The sequence below is a fragment of the Paenibacillus sp. GCM10023250 genome, from assembly GCF_042653205.1.
Lineage (GTDB): Bacteria > Bacillota > Bacilli > Paenibacillales > Paenibacillaceae > Paenibacillus_Z.
On record NZ_JBHSHY010000056.1, the window covers coordinates 1 to 17307 of the forward strand.

14 protein-coding genes are annotated in these 17307 nt (G+C 61.3%); 11 read left to right on the top strand and 3 right to left on the bottom strand.

The window, feature by feature from the left end:
* The first annotated feature begins 147 nt into the window (after window positions 1-147).
* Entirely contained in the window at window positions 148-630 is a 483-nt protein-coding gene (locus ACFPB1_RS25005; RefSeq protein ID WP_379228918.1) for an acyl-CoA thioesterase, read from the top strand.
* 36 nt (window positions 631-666) lie between these two features.
* Window positions 667-1059 carry an FxsA family protein gene (locus ACFPB1_RS25010; protein WP_379228919.1) on the top strand — a complete coding sequence of 131 codons (393 nt, stop codon included), beginning with the start codon at window positions 667-669 and terminating at the stop codon, window positions 1057-1059.
* Window positions 1060-1181: 122 nt separating this feature from the next.
* Here the strand turns inward: ACFPB1_RS25010 and ytvI are convergent, their stop codons facing one another.
* Window positions 1182-2297, bottom strand: a complete 1116-nt coding sequence (gene ytvI / locus ACFPB1_RS25015; RefSeq protein WP_379228920.1) for a sporulation integral membrane protein YtvI — start codon at window positions 2295-2297, stop codon at window positions 1182-1184.
* A 205-nt stretch (window positions 2298-2502) separates the two neighbouring features.
* Here ytvI and ppk1 point away from each other — a divergent pair, with 205 nt between their 5' ends.
* On the top strand, window positions 2503-4563 hold the full coding sequence (gene ppk1 / locus ACFPB1_RS25020) for a polyphosphate kinase 1 (RefSeq protein WP_379228921.1): 2061 nt from the start codon (window positions 2503-2505) through the stop codon (window positions 4561-4563).
* Here the strand turns inward: ppk1 and ACFPB1_RS25025 are convergent, their stop codons facing one another.
* Window positions 4564-6093, bottom strand: coding sequence for a Ppx/GppA family phosphatase (locus tag ACFPB1_RS25025; RefSeq protein WP_379228923.1), 1530 nt, complete (start codon window positions 6091-6093; stop codon window positions 4564-4566). It abuts the gene before it with no gap.
* 334 nt (window positions 6094-6427) lie between these two features.
* On the opposite strand from ACFPB1_RS25025, the gene citZ reads away from it, so the two are divergent.
* From citZ to ACFPB1_RS25065, 8 genes are all read left to right on the top strand, one after another.
* Entirely contained in the window at window positions 6428-7540 is a 1113-nt protein-coding gene (citZ, locus tag ACFPB1_RS25030) for a citrate synthase (protein ID WP_379228925.1), read from the top strand.
* A gap of 151 nt (window positions 7541-7691) precedes the next feature.
* Window positions 7692-8984, top strand: coding sequence for an NADP-dependent isocitrate dehydrogenase (gene icd / locus ACFPB1_RS25035; protein WP_379228927.1), 1293 nt, complete (start codon window positions 7692-7694; stop codon window positions 8982-8984).
* 241 nt (window positions 8985-9225) lie between these two features.
* Window positions 9226-10167, top strand: coding sequence for a malate dehydrogenase (gene mdh, locus ACFPB1_RS25040; RefSeq protein ID WP_379228928.1), 942 nt, complete (start codon window positions 9226-9228; stop codon window positions 10165-10167).
* 102 nt (window positions 10168-10269) lie between these two features.
* Window positions 10270-12549 (top strand): DNA helicase RecQ, encoded by a 2280-nt coding sequence (gene recQ / locus ACFPB1_RS25045; RefSeq protein WP_379228929.1) that lies wholly within the window; start codon window positions 10270-10272, stop codon window positions 12547-12549.
* A gap of 74 nt (window positions 12550-12623) precedes the next feature.
* On the top strand, window positions 12624-13049 hold the full coding sequence (locus ACFPB1_RS25050; RefSeq protein ID WP_379228930.1) for a hypothetical protein: 426 nt from the start codon (window positions 12624-12626) through the stop codon (window positions 13047-13049).
* A 28-nt stretch (window positions 13050-13077) separates the two neighbouring features.
* Complete coding sequence (locus ACFPB1_RS25055) at window positions 13078-14043, top strand: sugar kinase (protein WP_379228945.1); 966 nt, start codon at window positions 13078-13080, stop codon at window positions 14041-14043.
* Window positions 14044-14862 (top strand): DeoR/GlpR family DNA-binding transcription regulator, encoded by an 819-nt coding sequence (locus tag ACFPB1_RS25060; protein WP_379228931.1) that lies wholly within the window; start codon window positions 14044-14046, stop codon window positions 14860-14862. It begins immediately after the preceding gene.
* Window positions 14863-15031: 169 nt separating this feature from the next.
* Window positions 15032-15964, top strand: coding sequence for a hypothetical protein (locus tag ACFPB1_RS25065; RefSeq protein ID WP_379228932.1), 933 nt, complete (start codon window positions 15032-15034; stop codon window positions 15962-15964).
* Between the two features lie 140 nt (window positions 15965-16104).
* Here the strand turns inward: ACFPB1_RS25065 and nagA are convergent, their stop codons facing one another.
* A complete protein-coding gene (gene nagA / locus ACFPB1_RS25070; protein WP_379228933.1) occupies window positions 16105-17304 on the bottom strand; it encodes an N-acetylglucosamine-6-phosphate deacetylase in 1200 nt (399 codons plus the stop codon).
* Between the last annotated feature and the right edge of the window lie 3 nt (window positions 17305-17307).

Consider the following 17307-nt stretch of genomic DNA (forward strand, 5'->3'; position numbering starts at 1 on the left):
CGAAAGGGCTCAAGAGTATGCTTTCACGTTATTTGGAGCTTTGTTAACCTTTTGGAACCGCCGTATGCGGACCCGCATGTACGGTGGTGTGAGAGGACGGAGGCTAGCCGCCTCCTCCTACTCGATTCAAGTAAGGAGCGATTAACGATGACGCAGGAAACAACCGCCGCGGGTTACCGCTGGCATCTGCACCCGCTTCGGGTGCGGTATCAGGAAAGCGACCAAATGGGCGTCGTGTTCTACGGCAATTACGCAACGTGGTTCGAGATCGGACGGACGGAGCTCGTGCGGTCGCTCGGCATCCCCTACAACGACATCGAGAAGCAGGGGATGCTGCTGCCGGTCGTCGACCTGGATTGCGCCTACATTTCGCCGGCCCGCTACGACGATTGCGTGCTCGTGTGCACGCGCATCGACGTGCTGTCGCCGATTCGGATGGCGTTTCGCTCCGAGGTGCGGCTGGTCAGAGAAGGCGAGACGTACCCGGTCTTCTGGGAAGGCGCTGAACCGCCGGGGAAGCTGCTGGTCAAGGGCGGCACGCGCCACGTCTGGGTCAACCGCGAATGGCGGCCGGCCCGGCTGGACAAGGCGCTGCCCGACCTGTACAAGATGCTGGAGGCGCGCGCGTAATTCATCATGGTCAGGAAGCCAAGGAGGAATGCGGACATGCTAAAATGGCTGGTTGCGGCGATCATCGTCATTCCGGCGGTCGAGTTATGGGGCATTATCCGGATGGGGCATCTCATCGGGGGCTGGTGGACGTTCGGCCTCATTCTGTTGACCGGGTTTCTCGGCGCCAAGCTGGCGAGCAGCGAGGGACGCAAGGCGTTCGCCGACGTTCAGGCGCAGCTGCAAAGCGGCCGGCCGCCCGGCCATGCCATGCTGAACGGCATTTGCGTGCTCCTCGGCGGGCTGCTTTTGCTGCTTCCGGGCTTTTTCTCCGATATCGTGGGCATCACGCTGCTGCTCCCGGTCACGCGGCCGTTTTACCGGATGCTCCTGTATCGGTGGCTGGAGAGAATGGTCCGGAACGGATCGTTCATCATCCGCCGCCGGTAATGCGGGCATTCGCACGATGGCGAGTATGGCCCAGCAGCCTAACTTGAATCGCATGCCAAAAGTCCTGCTTTCGGAATGAAAGCAGGACTTTGGTTTGCGTGCGGGAGATCGCCGCTCCTGCGCTACTTGGGCCCTCGGACGATGAACTTGTAGAGATCTCGAAAGACGTTGGCCCTATGTACGGTGGTGAGAATGACGAGCGATACCGGCCCGATGATGAGTCCGAGTACCCCGAACAGCTTGAGCCCGACGAACATCGCGATGAGTGTCGGCAGCGCTTCGAGCCCGACGCTCGTCGCCAGCACCTTCGGTTCGATCGTTTGCCGGGCGACGAGAATGATGCCGTAGAGGACGGCCAGCGAGATGCCGAGCTTGACGTCGCCGTAGATGAACGTATACGCGATCCAGGGCACCATCGCCGCGCCGACGCCGAGGTACGGCAGCAGATCGACGAGCCCGATGAGCATGCCAATGGTGATCGCGTAGTTCACGCCGATAAGGAGCAGGCCGACGGTGACGACGATGGCGGTGATGGAGATCATGATGAATTGGGCGCGCAGGTAGCCGAACAGTGCTTTTTTGAGCTCGTTCCACACAATGGAGATGGACTGCAGAATGCCCTGCGGGAACCAGGCGGACGTCCGCTCGCCGAGCCGGCGCCAGTCCTTGCTGATAAAGAAGGCGGCGAGCAGGACCACGACGGAGATCGTGGCGACGTTCGGAAGCGACGTAATGATATTGACGATGCCGTTCAGGAAGTATGTCACGATATTGGTGCTTGTCTGGGCGAGCAGATTGGCGGTATCCGAGATGCGGCTGTTGATCGGTTCCTGGTAGTTGGGATTATCTTGGTAGAAGGACGTGATTTTTGCGATCAGGTTCTGGATTTCCGGCTTGCTCATGAAGTATTCGAATTGGTCCCGCCACCAGTCGATATTGCTGCTGAGCGACTTGGAGAGCGCGATGATTTCGACGACGATGCGCGTGACGAGCGCGGAGACGATCGTCAGCATCGCGACGGCGAACACGATGAGCGAGACCGTGACGCCGATCCACCTGGGAATTTTTAATTTTCGGTGAAGCAGGTTGACAACCGGATTAATCGCGTACGCGAGCAGCCATCCTAGCAGGAAGGGATACACGAGCGGCGTGACGTAAATGACGGCGAGCACGAAGATTACGAGCAGCGCCAGTACAAGTGCGGCGCGCCATATCCGTTTCCAGACGACTCGATCCATAGACAGCAACACTCCTCCAAGTTTAAGCGTAAGCGGCCGATTTTTCCTGATACAATATTGTATAATTGTAGCATAGCGAGTATGGCCTTTACCAAAAAATAAGTCAGGCGGCGCTTCGTTTACGCCCGCTTTACAAACCTTAATATGCGAGAAACATTGATCCTGCATAATGGCTACGATATCTACCTTGGGAGGATCCTGGACGATGAACAAAATTATATCGCCCTATTTGAACCGCGATCTAAGCTGGGTTGAGTTTAATCGCAGAGTACTGGAAGAAGCGCAGGATCCCGACAATCCGCTGCTCGAGCGGGCTAAGTTTCTGGCCATCGTGTCGAGCAATTTGGACGAATTCATGAGCGTCCGCGTCGCGGGCATTCAAGACCAGATCAAAGCAGGCTATACGAAACGGGATTTCACGGGCTATACGCCCGCCGGCTTATGGAAAAGGCTGATCAAACGTACCGGTCAGATGGTGTCGGATCAATACCGGACCTACCGCGAAGTACTGCGGGGGCTGATGCGCGAAGGCATCTGCTTCCGCACGCTGGACGAATTGAATCCGCAGCAGCTTCGGGCGGTCGACGAATATTTTCACGAAATCGTGTTTCCGGTATTGACGCCGATGGCGGTCGACCAGAGCCGGCCATTCCCGCTGCTGCACTCGAAGGAGCTGTATCTGGCCGTGCTGCTCGGCCGCGGCGAACAGCCGGAGCCCGCGGAAGAGCCATTCTTCGCGATCGTGCAGGTACCGTCGATTCTGCAGCGATTCGTGCAGGTCCCGGGCCGGGTCAACAGCAAGAAACACGAATTCGTCCTGCTCGAGCATCTGATCGAGCGCCATATCGCGACGCTGTTCAATGGATATACGACGATCGCGGTCGATCCGTTCCGTTTGACGCGAAATGCCGACCTGACGCTGAACGAGGAAGGCGCAGAGGATTTGCTGGAGGAGATCGAGAAGGAGCTGCGCCGCCGGCGCTGGGGACTTCCGGTCCGCCTGGAATACGTCAAAGGGATGCATGCGTTCTCGCTGCGAATGCTGAAGGAGGAGCTGGAACTCGGGGAGAACATCTTCGAAATCGACGGTCCGCTCGACCTCAGCTTCCTGATGCGTTTCTCGGGCTCGCTGGACGGGTACGAGACGCTGCGTTATCCGAAGATCGAACCGGTCTATCCGCACGAATTCGAGGAGACGGACGATCTGTTTGCCGTGCTCCGGCAGGAAGACGTACTCGTCTATCACCCGTACGAATCGTTCGAGGCGGTGACCGATTTCGTCATGGACGCGGCGCAGGACCCGAACGTGCTCGCGATCAAGATGACGCTGTACCGGGTCAGCGGCCAATCCGCGCTCGTGCAGGCGCTGGCGCTTGCGGCGGAGTCGGGCAAGCAGGTGACCGTCGTCGTGGAGTTGAAAGCGAGGTTCGACGAGGAGCGGAACATCGCGTGGGCGCGCCAGCTGGAGAAGGCCGGCTGCCATGTCGTGTATGGGCTCGTCGGTCTTAAGACCCATGCGAAAATTACGCTGGTGGTGCGCCGGGAGCAGGGCATGCTGCGCCGCTACGTTCATGTCGGAACCGGCAACTATAACGACAACACGGCCAAGCTGTATACGGACATCGGCCTATTCACGAGCCATCCCGTCATCGGGGCGGACGCCTCCGCGCTGTTCAACGAGATTACCGGGTATTCATCGCCATACGAGTGGCAGGCGTTCGGCGTTGCGCCGACGGATTTGCGGCAGAAGCTGTTCGGATTGATCGACCGCGAGAAGGCGCATGCGGCGGCAGGGAGGCCGGCCCGCATCATCGCCAAAATGAACAGCCTGTCGAATCAAGAAATGATCGACAAGCTGTACGAGGCGTCCAAGGCGGGTGTCAAGATCGAGCTGATCGTCCGCGGCGTATGCTGTTTGCGTCCCGGCGTGCCGGGCTTAAGCGAGAATATCCGGATCATCAGCATCGTCGACCGGTTCCTGGAGCATTCCCGCATCATGTATTTCCATAACGGCGGCGAAGAGGAGCTCTACCTCTCCAGCGCCGACTGGATGACGCGCAATTTGACCCGCCGGATCGAGCTGATGTGCCCGGTCTTCGACGCGCGGCTTCGCGGCGTGCTTATCAACGTGCTGCGCATGAACCTGAACGATAACGCGAAGGCGCGGGAGCTGCAGTCGAACGGCAGCTACGAATCGGTCCGCAACGAGCAGAAGCCGCTGCGGAGCCAGTTCCAGGCGACCGACATCCGCAGGTGGAAATATTGATCAACGGAGATCCGGCACGTAGAGAACCGGCGACAAGCCCCACAGCTTCTTGAAGTCGCCGCCCAGCGCGTCGACTTCCTTCCGCTCGATGGCCAGCGCGCCGTTCGCCCGCACCGCTCTTAGATGAAGCGAGCCGTCCGAGACTTCGGCGTCGAGGCGGCCGATGGCCTGCGTCTCGCTGCGGTCGAGCGCGATCGCGAGCTGCAGCAGCACGCCGAGCAGGCTGACGAGCGCGATGTCTTCCTCTGTGAGCAGCGGCTTGTACAGAACGGCCGTCTGCTTCACGCGGTTTCGGCTCTTGTAGGACGCGACCAGCGAACAGATGAGCAGCTCCCGGTGGGACAACCCATTCAGCCTGGAGTTGATCATGAGATAGAACGTATGCTTCTTGTAATCGTAATAGTCGATGCTCGCGCCGATCCGGTGAAGGGTGGACGCGATGTCGAGGTACAGCTTGGCGCTGCCGGCGTCCGCGAGCCTCGGGCAGAGGAGCTCCGCCAGCTGCAGCGCGATCCGGTTGACTTGCGACGTATGCTGGAGCGGCGCCTCCGGGTGCAGGGCGGCCAGGTTGTTTACGCTGTACGAGACGACGTTGTCGAGCCGGGGCTTATCCGGGAAGCGGGTGGAGAAGAACAGCCCGTCCCGGAGGCCGGCGCCGCAGATCACGTAGTGCGACGCGCCGATCGCGCGGTAGATCGTCCGCAGGATGGCAAGGCCGGGCAAGATGATGTCCACGCGGTCCTTGGACAAGCCGGGAAAATTTTTGCGCTTGCCGATCGGCAGCTTGCGAAGCAGCTCGAACAGCTCGCTGGCCGCATTGCCCGCGATGGGATAATTATGCGTGCTTTCGAACGGGTACTTGACGTACGCCTGATGCGTTTTGCCGAGCGACCGGACGGTGCCGCCGACGCCGATGAGCGGCTGGCCGGAAGCCTGCATCAGCCATGGATGCCGCGCGACGGCTTGCTCGACGTGCTCCTCCAGCTCCTTCAGCGACTGGTCGGACAGCATGCCGTTCTTGACGTACTGGCGGGTCAGGGAGACGCAGCCGAACGGAAACGACACGGCTTGGACGAGGCTGCGGTCCTTGAACAGCGACACTTCCGTGCTGCCGCCGCCGATGTCGATCAGGAACCCGTCCCGGACCGGCATCGTGTTGATCATGCCGAGAAATCCGTAGCCGGCTTCCTGCTCGCCGGAGATGAGTTCGATGGGCAGTCCGGTTTCCGCCTCGATCCGCCCGAGCACGCGGTCGCGGTTGGCTGAGTTGCGGATGGCGGCCGTCGCGACGGCGCGGATCACGCCCGTTTTGTGGTGGGCGCAGATCAAGCGGAAATGGTTGACCATGTCCACCAGCTCGTCGACGGCCGTCTCGGACAGGGCGCCGTTCTCGTCCACGCGCTCGCTGAGCCGGGCCGCCCGTTTGCTGCCGTCGATGACGCGGTTGGCGCCGCTCGCGGTCCGCTCGTAGACGACGAGGCGGACGGAGTTGGAGCCGATATCGATAATGCCGAAGCGTTGTTCTGTCATATTGCGGTTGCCCTCCTTCGCGGCATCTTGCGTGAATCGCTACCGCACATTTTACCATTTGACGCGCTCTTCAACAAAGTGGTATTTATTTGCCCGCGGAGCGTAAAAGCATGCGGTTCTGGGTAAAATCATGGAAGGATTTCGCCCGGAAGCGCGTTATTTACGCGGGAAAAAAGCTTTTATGATGCCGATAAAGCATTTTTATGTCTGGTTTTGTTTCCTTCCGCATCGAAATCCGATATGATTAAAGATGACGATACGGAACTCGAATCCAACTATTGTTAAAACGCACTTGCATTTTTTTAAATAAAAAGATGCTAAAGGAGAGAGAAACATGACAGTAACCAAAGGACTGGAAGGAATCGTCGCCACGACCTCCTCGATCAGCTCCATCATCGACGGCGTTCTCACGTACCGCGGGATCAACATCGACGATCTGGCGGAGAACGCGACGTTCGAAGAAGTGGCTTACCTGCTCTGGTACGGCAAGCTTCCGAACCAATCCGAGCTGAACGGGCTCCTGAAGCAGATCGGCGAATACGCGCCAGTACCGGCAAACGTGCTGGAAAGCTTGAAGCTTTATCCGAAGAACACTAATTCCATGGCCGCGCTGCGTACGGCCGTTTCGAGCCTGGCGCTCTACGACGAGCAGGCGAACGATATGTCCAAAGAAGCCAACCTGCGCAAAGCCATCAAGATCCAAGCTCAAATCCCGACGCTGATCGCCGCGTTCGCGCGCATCCGCGAAGGCAAAGAGCCGGTCGCGCCGAAGCAGGGCGCTTCCATTGCCTACAACTTCCTGTACATGCTGAACGGCGCGGAGCCGGATCAAGTCGCGGTCAAAGCACTTGACCAGGCGCTCGTTCTTCATGCCGACCACGAGCTGAACGCGTCCACGTTCGCGGCCCGCGTCACGGTTGCGACCCTGTCGGACATCTATTCCGGCATCACGTCCGCGATCGGCGCGCTCAAAGGCCCGCTGCACGGCGGCGCCAACGAAGCGGTCATGGTCATGCTCGAAGAGATCGGCTCGTTCGGCAACGTCGAGTCTTATATCAACGAGAAGCTGGCGAACAAAGAGAAAATCATGGGCTTCGGCCACCGCGTGTACAAGAACGGCGACCCGCGCGCGAAGCATCTGCAAAAGATGTCCCGCGAGCTGGGCAAGCTGACGGGCAACATGGAACTCTACGAGATGTCTGTCAAAATCGAAGAGATCGTCACGGGCCAAAAAGGGCTGAAGCCAAACGTCGACTTCTACTCCGCCTCCGTCTACACGACGCTCGGCATCCCGCGCGACCTGTTCACGCCGATCTTCGCGATCAGCCGCGCATCGGGCTGGACTGCCCACATCCTGGAGCAGTACGACAACAACCGCCTGATCCGTCCGCGCGCGGAATACACGGGCCCGGTCGATCAGAAAGTCACGCCGATCGCCCAGCGTTAACCGACAACAGCAAATGGACGCCGGGGTACAACCCCCACGCGCCCTTGCCTCTGACGGGGTGTTGACGCGCAGCTTGAATACGGGCTGCGTTGCCGGCTCCCGTCAAGTTATGTATACTGAACAAATACGTTTATAGGAGGAATTCAATCCCATGCAACTCGAAAAATTCGCGCTCCCTACCGAAGGTGAAAAGATCACGATCGATAACGGCGTGCTTCAAGTGCCGAATAACCCCATCATTCCGTTCATCGAAGGCGACGGCACGGGCCGCGACATTTGGAAAGCGTCCAAGCGCGTGCTGGACGCAGCCGTAGAGAAAGCGTACGGCGGCCAGAAAAAAATCGCGTGGTACGAAGTATTTGCCGGCGAAAAAGCGTACAATACGTATGGCGAATGGCTCCCTGCCGACACGCTGACGGCGATCCGCGAATACATCGTGGCGATCAAAGGCCCGCTGACGACGCCGATCGGCGGCGGCATCCGTTCCCTGAACGTGGCGCTTCGCCAGGAGCTCGACCTGTACGTCTGCCTGCGTCCGGTTCGTTACTTCGACGGCGTGCCTTCCCCGGTCAAGCATCCGGAGCTCGTGAACATGGTCATCTTCCGCGAGAACACGGAAGACATCTATGCCGGTATCGAGTACCAAGAAGGCACCGATGCCGTGAAGAAAGTCATCGCGTTCCTGCAAGATGAGATGGGCGTCAACAAAATCCGCTTCCCGGAAACGTCCGGCATCGGCATCAAGCCGGTATCGGCGGAAGGCTCGAAGCGTCTGGCCCGCGCCGCGATCGAATACGCGCTGAAGCATGACCGCAAGTCGGTTACGCTCGTGCACAAAGGCAACATCATGAAGTTCACGGAAGGCGCGTTCAAAAACTGGGGCTACGAAGTGGCCGAGCAGGAGTTCGCGGACAAAACGTTCACGTGGGGCCAATACGACCGCATTAAAGAAGCGGAAGGCGTAGACGCAGCCAACAAAGCGCAAAAAGAAGCGGAAGCGGCCGGCAAGCTGATCGTGAAGGACGCCATCGCCGACATCGCGCTGCAGCAAGTGCTGACGCGTCCGACGGACTTCGACGTCATCGCGACGCTGAACCTGAACGGCGACTACCTCTCCGACGCGCTGGCTGCCCAAGTCGGCGGCATCGGCATCGCGCCGGGCGCCAACATCAACTACCTGACGGGACACGCGATCTTCGAAGCGACGCACGGCACGGCTCCGAAGTATGCCGATAAAGACGTCGTGAACCCGGGCTCCGTCATCCTGTCCGGCGTTATGCTCCTCGAGCACCTGGGCTGGCAGGAAGCCGCAGACTCCATCTATAAAGGGCTGGAGACGGCGATCAACAACAAAACGGTGACGTACGACTTCGCCCGCCTGATGGAAGGCGCAACGGAAGTCAAGTGCTCCCAATTCGCCGACGAAATCATCAAACATCTGTAAGGGCCGGCTTCGGCGCCCTTCTCACATTTTCTCGAGCCAAGGCTTGTCCCTGGGACAGCCGCGGTTCGGGAGCAATCGCAAGATCCGCATCGGCGCCCGCCGATGCGGATTTTGCCCGCTTTACCGCCATTCGCAGACGGCTTCACGCATGCAGCGCAGCTTGATTGGGACCATTGACCGCTTATCGCATCCAGACGCATTCGTTCATTTGACCGCATAGCGGCGAAGGAGGCAATACCAGATGGCGATTCAACGGAATAAAATTACGGTCGTCGGCGCCGGCTTCACGGGAGCGACCACGGCCTTGATGCTGGCGCAAAAAGAACTCGGCGACGTCGTGCTCGTCGATATTCCGCAGCTAGAAAACCCGACGAAGGGCAAGGCGCTGGATATGATGGAATCGACGCCGGTGCAAGGCATCGACGCCAAAATCGTCGGTACCTCGAGCTACGAGGATACCAGGGGCTCCCAGGTCGTCATCATTACGGCCGGTATCGCCCGAAAGCCCGGGATGAGCCGGGATGACTTGGTCAACACGAACGCAGGCATCGTGAAGTCCGTGTGCGAGAACGTCAGAGCGACGAGTCCCGATGCGTACGTCATCATTTTGTCCAACCCGGTCGACGCGATGACCTACGTCGCCTACAACGCGTTGGGCTTCCCGAAGAACCGCGTCATCGGCCAGTCGGGTGTGCTCGACACCGCCCGCTACTGCACGTTCATCGCGGAGGAGCTGAACGTCTCCGTCGAAGACGTCCGCGGCTTCGTGCTCGGCGGACACGGCGACGATATGGTACCGCTCGTGCGGTACTCGAACGTCGGCGGCATTCCGATCGAGAAGCTCATTCCGGCGGACCGGATCGAGGCGATCGTCCAGCGGACGCGCGTCGGCGGCGGCGAGATCGTCAACCTGCTCGGCAACGGCAGCGCGTACTACGCGCCGGCGGCCTCGCTCGTGCAAATGACCGAGGCAGTCCTGAAGGACAAGAAGCGGATCACGCCGGTCATCGCGCTGCTGGAAGGCGAATATGGCTACGACAACCTGTTCATGGGCGTCCCGGCGATTCTCGGCGGCGACGGCATCGAGAAGATTTTCGAGCTCGACCTGACCGGCGAAGAGAAAGCCGCCCTCGACAAATCCGCGGATTCGGTGCGCGGCGTCATCGCCATCGTCCAAGGCTGAGCGGCCGGCAAGCTTGCATTGACTCATGAAGCACATGAGACCCTGACCGAGCATCGTCAGGGTCTCTGTTTTTATCGATATGATATATAGAGGAGGGGTATCATGCATCAGGAAGCGCTGCGGACGCTGAAGCAAGTATACGGCTATGACAGCTTCCGCAAGGGGCAGAGCGACATTATCGAAGGGCTGCTGGACGGCAAGGACACGCTGGCGATCCTGCCGACCGGCGGGGGGAAATCCGTCTGTTACCAAATTCCGGCGATGCTCCTGCCCGGCACGACGATCGTCGTCTCGCCGCTCATCTCGCTAATGAAGGATCAGGTGGACACGCTGAACCGGCTGGGGGTATCCGCCGCCTATCTGAACAGCTCGCTCGACGCCGCCTCCTACCGCGAGGTCGTCCAGCAGACGGCTCAGGGCGTATACAAGCTGCTCTACGTCGCGCCCGAGCGGCTTGACGGCGGCATGTTCGAGACGCTGTCGTCGCAGCTGCACATCCCGCTGATCGCCATCGACGAAGCGCACTGCGTCTCCCAATGGGGCCATGACTTCCGCCCGAGCTACCGTCAGCTGGCGGGCTGGATCGGCCGCCTCGAGAACCGCCCGCCGGTCGCCGCGTTCACCGCGACGGCGACGCCGGAGGTGTCGCAGGATATCGCGGGCATGCTCGGCTTGCACAATCCGAATATTTTCATCACAGGCTTTGCGCGCACGAATTTGACGCTGTCGGTCGTCACGGGGACGGACAAGCGCAAGTTTTTGCGCGACTTCGTGCGGCAGCGGCCGGACCAGTCCGGCATCGTGTATACCGCGACCCGCAAGGAAGCGGAGGAGGTCTGCGACGACTTGGCGAAGCTCGGCGTCTCGGTCGGTAAGTATCACGGCGGCTTGAACGATGAAGAGCGCGCCGACGCGCAGGAGCGCTTCCGGTTCGACGACAACCGGGTCATGGTGGCGACGAACGCGTTCGGCATGGGCATCGACAAGCCGAACGTCCGGTACGTCGTGCATTGGCAGATGCCCGGCGACGTGGAGTCGTATTATCAAGAGGCGGGCCGCGCAGGGCGCGACGGCGAGGAGAGCGAATGCGTGCTGCTGTTCGAGCCGCAGGACGTGCAGGTGCAGCGGTTTCTGATCGACCGCGGCACGGCGGACCAGGATCGCAAGACGATTCAGCTAAACAAGCTCTACACGATGATGCATTACGCCCGGACCGAGAAATGCTTGCTGCAGTACATCGTGAAGTACTTCGGTGAAGCGGACGTGCCGGAATGCGGCAAATGCAGCAACTGCCTGGACGCCAGCGCGATGGCGGACGTGACGGAGGACGCCCGCAAGGCCCTCTCCTGCGTCGGCCGGCTGAAGGGGCGGTTCGGCATCTCGATGGCGGCGAAGGTGCTCAAGGGCTCGCGCGAGAAGCGGATCCTCGAAATCGGCTTCGACCGGCTGTCCACGTACGGGCTCATGCGCCAATGGGCGGAGCGGGACATCTCCGATCTGCTCTACTACCTCGTCGCGGAAGGGTACCTGCGTATCAGCGACGGCGAATACCCGACCGTCTCTCTGACGGCGGAGGCGCTGCCGGTACTCGAGGGGACGGTTCCCGTCCATCGCCGCCAGAGCGCGGCGGCCAAACGGCGGGACGCGGGCGGAACAGGGCTGGCCGCCGCGAACGCGCCGCTGTTCGAAGCGCTGCGGGACTGGCGCCGGGAGACGGCCGCGCGCGAGAAGGTGCCGCCTTTCATGCTGTTCTTCGACGCGGCGCTGCGCGAGATCGCCGACCGGCAGCCCGTAACTTCGGAGCAGCTGCTCGGCGTAAAGGGCATCGGGGCGGCGAAGGCGGCGAAATATGGACAAGACGTCGTCGCGATCGTGCGGCGGTTCAAGCAGGATGCGGGCGGGCAGCCGGCCGGAAGTGCGACGGACGCTGACGCCCCGATGCAGCCGGCGCTCTTCGGCGGAGGCGCTGCCGGTGAAGCCGGACGCGGCCGAGGCCCGGGACCAGACGCGGGCGTCTCGGCGGCTGTCTCCGCGGACGCGGCGTCCGGCGGCGCCGAGCTTGCGCGGTTCGAAGGCATGCCGAGCCATCTGCAGACGCTCGCCTTGTACGCGGATGGCAAGTCGCTTGCCGAGATCGCCGCGCTCCGGGGCATGAGCCGCGTGACGATCGAGAACCATCTGCTGCGGTGCGGAGGAGAGGGCGAGGAGCTGCCGTGGAACGAGTTCATTCCCGAGCGGCACGAGGCGCTCATCGTGGAAACGATCGGGCGCGTCGGAGCGGACAAGCTAAAGCCCATCAAGGAAGCGCTGCCCGAGGAAATCGACTATTTCGCCATTAAAGCCGTCATCGTGAAGCACCGATTGTCGGCTGCCGGCGAATGAACCGTTTACTTTGAATTAAGAAGCCGATTTTAGTATACTCATAAGTGACTATGGATTACCGAGGAGGACGCTTGATGTTTAGTTTCATGCTCTTTTTGCACGTTATCGGCGCGGCGGGACTGGGATTCTATATTGCCCTTCCGTTCATGGCCGGACGTGCGACCAAGCTCGACGGCGGGGGACAAGCCGGATTGGCCGATGGACTCGTCTCCGCGAACCGGATCGCCCAATATTTTCTCGTGCTTCAGCTTCTGACGGGCGGCTACTTGATGTCGCAGAGCGACTACGCAGTCATCTGGATGATTATCGTGACCGTGCTGTTCCTGGCGATCGCCGCGCTCGGCGGCATCATCACGAAGCCGCTCAAACGGATTTCGGCGTCGATCCAAAGCGGGCAGAGCGCATCGGCCCATATCGCGAAGGTGCGTACGCTGAGCGTCGTGCTGCTGCTCGTCTACCTGGTAACGATCTACTTCATGAAGTACCCGATTCTGAAATAAGCTGCGGCTGCGGACCGAATTGGAGGAGATACGGTTGTCGAATACGCAAGCACCGGATTTGCTGACCTTCGGGGAAACGATGGCGCTGTTCATGCCGCAGGAATACCGTAGCCTCGAGCAATCGTCTTCGCTGGAGCTGGGCTTCGGCGGAGCGGAAAGCAACGTCGCAATCGGCGTCGCGCGGCTCGGCTGTTCGGCCGGCTGGTTCGGCGCGCTGGGCGACGATCCGTTCGGCCGGATGATTCAGAAGCGGATCCGCGGGGAAGGCGTCGACGTCTCGCGTTCGAAGCTTGTGCCGGATGCGCCGACGGGCATGATGCTCCGTGAAACGGTCGCCGGCAAGCTCGCGGTGCATTATTACCGCAAGCATTCCGCGGCCAGCCGCATGACGCCGGATGATTTGGACTTGGCGTACGTCAAGAGCTGCAAAATCCTTCACGTGACCGGCATTACGCCAGCATTGAGCGACAATTGCCGAGAGACGCTGCTGGCGGCCGTGTCGGCGGCCAAAGCTGCGGGCGCGCGCATCAGCTTCGATCCCAACCTTCGGCTCAAGCTGTGGACGATCGAAGAAGCGCGCCGCGTCGTGCTGCCGATCGCCGAGCAGGCGGATTATTTTCTGCCGGGCTGGGACGAGCTGCGGCTGCTCTACGAAACGGAGGACTTCGAGGAAGCGAAAGAACGGCTGTCCCGCTTGAACGCGGTCAGCATCGTGAAGGGCGTCGGCGATACAACGGTGGTGCTGGAGAACGGCGGCGAGATCGAGATTCCGTTCTATCCCGCCGACAAGGTCGTCGATACGGTCGGCGCGGGTGACGCATTCTGCTCCGGCTTCCTCGCCGGCCTGCTGAAAGGGATGACGCCGGCGGAGGCGGTCCGTCTCGGCAGCATCAACGGCTCGCTTGCCGTGCAAATGCGCGGCGACTGGGAAGCGCTCCCGGATTGGGAGACGGCGAGCCGCAGATTATCGGACAAAGGCTGGGTGGAACGGTAAATGGCGGACGCGCAATCGTCGAAAGGGCAGCGCCGGCGGGAAGGCATCATGAACGTGTTGAAGCGGCAAGGGCGCATTACGATCCAGGAGGTCGTTGAACGTTTCGGCGTCTCCGAAGCGACGGCGCGCCGCGACCTGGAGCTGATGGAGAAAGCCGAGCCCGTGATCCGGACGATTGGCGGCGCCATGTACGACGGGATGAACGCGGTGCGCGAGCTGCCCTTCGCTGAGAAGGAAGGACTGTTCTTCCTGGAGAAGGAGCGGATCGCCGCGGCCGCGGCAAGTCTCATTACCGAGGGGGACGTCGTCGGCTTGTCCGGAGGCACGACGAATTATTTGCTCGCGAAGCTGCTCAAGACGCGGCGCGGCATCACGGTCGTGACGAATACGGTTAACGTGGCGATGGAGCTCGCGGGCAGCGAGATCAACGTCGTCGTGACCGGCGGCATGATGCGGCACAACAGCTTCGAGCTGTGCGGGCCGCTCGGCGAAGGGCTGGTCGCGCAGCTGAACATCGGCAAAATGTTTCTCGGCGTCGACGGCGTCTCCTCGACGGGCGGCATCACAACCTACTCTGAGCAGGAGGCCCATATCGCGCGGGCGATGATCCGGCGGTCGCAAGCGACGTACGCGATGTTCGACCATACGAAGGTCGGGCGGACGTCGCTGTTCTCGATCGCTTCGCTGGCGGAGCTGCAGGGCTTCATCACCGACCGTGACCTGCCGCAGCAGCTCGCCGCGTACGCGCGGACGCATGGCATCCAGACCGTCGTCGCGGGCGGGGGCCAGGACGCCGAGCTGCAGCCGAAGCAAGGATAGGAAGACAACGCTCGCATCTGCCACGGCGGAGCGGGCGTTTTTGTCTGTCAACGCCGTGCCCGGGCAAATCCGAACAAAATCGCATGAGAAATTGCCTCATTTGTCCCTTACCCTTTTCGCAGAATTTGGTATACTGTTGGGGAAACTCATTGAAAAGGGGAAATGACACGTGTCCGAACAATTGATCATTGGCAGCGCATCGCACTCTTACGAAGTCATCAGCGGATGGGGCAAGCTTCCGGAAGGCATCACGTATGGTTACACGCACGGCATCGTCGTCGATGAAAATGATAACGTTTACGTACATAATACGAGCAAGGATTCCGTCGTCGTCTTCGATAAGGACGGCAATTTCAAAACGTCATGGGGCGCGGAGTTCGAGGGCGGCGCGCACGGCTTCTACCTGCACCGCGACAACGACGGCATCGAGTACCTGTACTTCGCGGACACGAACCGCGCGCTCGTCGTCAAGACGACGCTGGACGGCGACGTGCTGCTCGAGATCGGCGTGCCGGACCGTCCGGACCTGTACGACGCCGAGCGCCGTTACGTGCCGACGGACGTCTGCGTGGCGCCGAACGGCGATATCTACGTCTCCGACGGTTACGGCCAATACCACATTCACCAATTCAACGCCAAAGGTCAGTACATCCGCACGTTCGGCGGCCGCGGATCCGAGCCGGGCAAAGTCATCGAACCGCACGGCATCTCCATCAACCTGCGCGGCGGCGAGCCGGAAGTCTACGTGGCGGACCGCGGCAACGGCCGGATTCAAGTCTTCACGCTCGAAGGCGAGCACAAGCGCTTCGTCGATCATAACCTCGACAAGCCGTGCAGCTTCTATTTCTTTGGCGACGAAGTGTACCTGCCGGACCTGGACAGCCGCGTCACGGTGCTGGACGGCCAGGACCGTCTGATCACGCATCTTTGCGAAGACCAGAAGGCGTACAAGCAGCAAGGCTGGCCGAACCTGCCGAAATCGTACTATCGTCCGGATAAATTCAGCTCGCCGCATGGCGTCTGCGTCGACTCGCAGGGCAACGTGTACGTGGCGGAATGGATTTTCGACGGCCGCATCACGAAGCTCGTTCGCCAGAAATAATCGGATCGGATCGCAAGAAACATTGCATGAGAAGAAGCCCCCCGACGCCGGCTGTGCCGGCATCGAGGGGCTTCTTGCGGTGTTGGCGCGGCCTAGGGAACGGTTAACCCGCTCCACGCAGGCCGGCTGCGAGGAACGTCTTAGCCGGCGCGGGTGCCGCCGTGAACGAGCCGTCCCTCCACCCACGTATGGCTGACGTCCCGGAAGCCGGCGTCCGTCAGGACGAGGTCGGCCGCCAAGCCGACGCCGATGGCTCCGGTCGTGCCGCTCAAGCCAAGCTGTCTCGCCGGATTGGCGCTCGCCATCCGGCTGACCTCGGCGATGCCGAGGTCCGTGTGCTCGAGCATGAAGCGCACCGCGTCGATCATCGTCAGCGTACTGCCGGCAAGGCTGCCGCCTTCGCGAAGGCGGGCGACGCCGTTTACGACATCGACCCCGAGGCCGCCGAGCTCGTAGGCGCCGTCGCCTAGACCGGCGGCGGAAATCGCGTCGGTGATGAGAATGACGCGGTCGCACGGCTTCGCCTTCACGAGCAGGCGGATGGCCGCAGGATGCACGTGGTGGCCGTCGGCGATCAGCTCGGCGTGAATCCGGTCGTCGCTCAGCACCGCGCCGACGGTGCCCGGCTCGCGGTGATGCAGCGCGCGCATGGCGTTGAACGTGTGGACCGCCTGCGTCAGACCGGCTTCCGCCGCGGCTTCGACCTGCGCGTAGAGCGCGTCCGTATGGCCGGCGGCCGCCACGATGCCTCGGCGGGCGAGATGTGCGATGACGTCCGCGGCTCCTTCCTTCTCGGGCGCGAGCGTCAGCTGCTTGATCAAGCCGGGATAGCGGGACGTCCACGCTTCGACCCAGTCGAGCCGCGGCGGCGAGATGAAGCTCGGGTTTTGGGCGCCGGGCCACAGCTCGCTGATGAACGGACCTTCCAAATGAACGCCCGCCAGGGCGGCATACGGCATCGGTCGGCCGCGATAGGCGGCCGATGCCGCGAGCACGGCTTCGATCGCTTCGCGCGAGGCGGTGACCGTCGTCGCGAGCAGGCGCGTCGTGCCTTTGGACGCGTGGAAGGACGTGATCGCGTCGTACGCGGGCGCGGAAGCATCCATGAAATCGGAGCCGAAGCCCCCGTGCACGTGCATGTCGATGAAGCCCGGCAGCAGCCAGCCGCCGCTGCCGTCAACCTCCGTCGTTCCGTCAGCTTGGGCGGCCGGCCTCTCGCCGCCGGCCGCGATTTCCACGATTTTGCCGTTCTTCACCACGATGGCGGCATCCGCTACGACGGCGTCCCCGACCACCGCGTTCACGCCGCGAATCAGCCAATTGCCTGCAGCTTCGTTCATGAT

Bases quoted from the DNA above. Each gene is read 5' to 3' on its own strand.
- citZ (WP_379228925.1), top strand. From the start codon at position 6,428: ATGACAGTAACCAAAGGACTGGAAGGAATCGTCGCCACGACCTCCTCG.
- mdh (WP_379228928.1), top strand. From the start codon at position 9,226: ATGGCGATTCAACGGAATAAAATTACGGTCGTCGGCGCCGGCTTCACG.
- nagA (WP_379228933.1), bottom strand. From the start codon at position 17,304: ATGAACGAAGCTGCAGGCAATTGGCTGATTCGCGGCGTGAACGCGGTG.
- ACFPB1_RS25060 (WP_379228931.1), top strand. From the start codon at position 14,044: ATGGCGGACGCGCAATCGTCGAAAGGGCAGCGCCGGCGGGAAGGCATC.
- ACFPB1_RS25025 (WP_379228923.1), bottom strand. From the start codon at position 6,093: ATGACAGAACAACGCTTCGGCATTATCGATATCGGCTCCAACTCCGTC.
- ytvI (WP_379228920.1), bottom strand. From the start codon at position 2,297: ATGGATCGAGTCGTCTGGAAACGGATATGGCGCGCCGCACTTGTACTG.
- ACFPB1_RS25050 (WP_379228930.1), top strand. From the start codon at position 12,624: ATGTTTAGTTTCATGCTCTTTTTGCACGTTATCGGCGCGGCGGGACTG.
- ppk1 (WP_379228921.1), top strand. From the start codon at position 2,503: ATGAACAAAATTATATCGCCCTATTTGAACCGCGATCTAAGCTGGGTT.
- icd (WP_379228927.1), top strand. From the start codon at position 7,692: ATGCAACTCGAAAAATTCGCGCTCCCTACCGAAGGTGAAAAGATCACG.
- ACFPB1_RS25010 (WP_379228919.1), top strand. From the start codon at position 667: ATGCTAAAATGGCTGGTTGCGGCGATCATCGTCATTCCGGCGGTCGAG.
- ACFPB1_RS25005 (WP_379228918.1), top strand. From the start codon at position 148: ATGACGCAGGAAACAACCGCCGCGGGTTACCGCTGGCATCTGCACCCG.
- recQ (WP_379228929.1), top strand. From the start codon at position 10,270: ATGCATCAGGAAGCGCTGCGGACGCTGAAGCAAGTATACGGCTATGAC.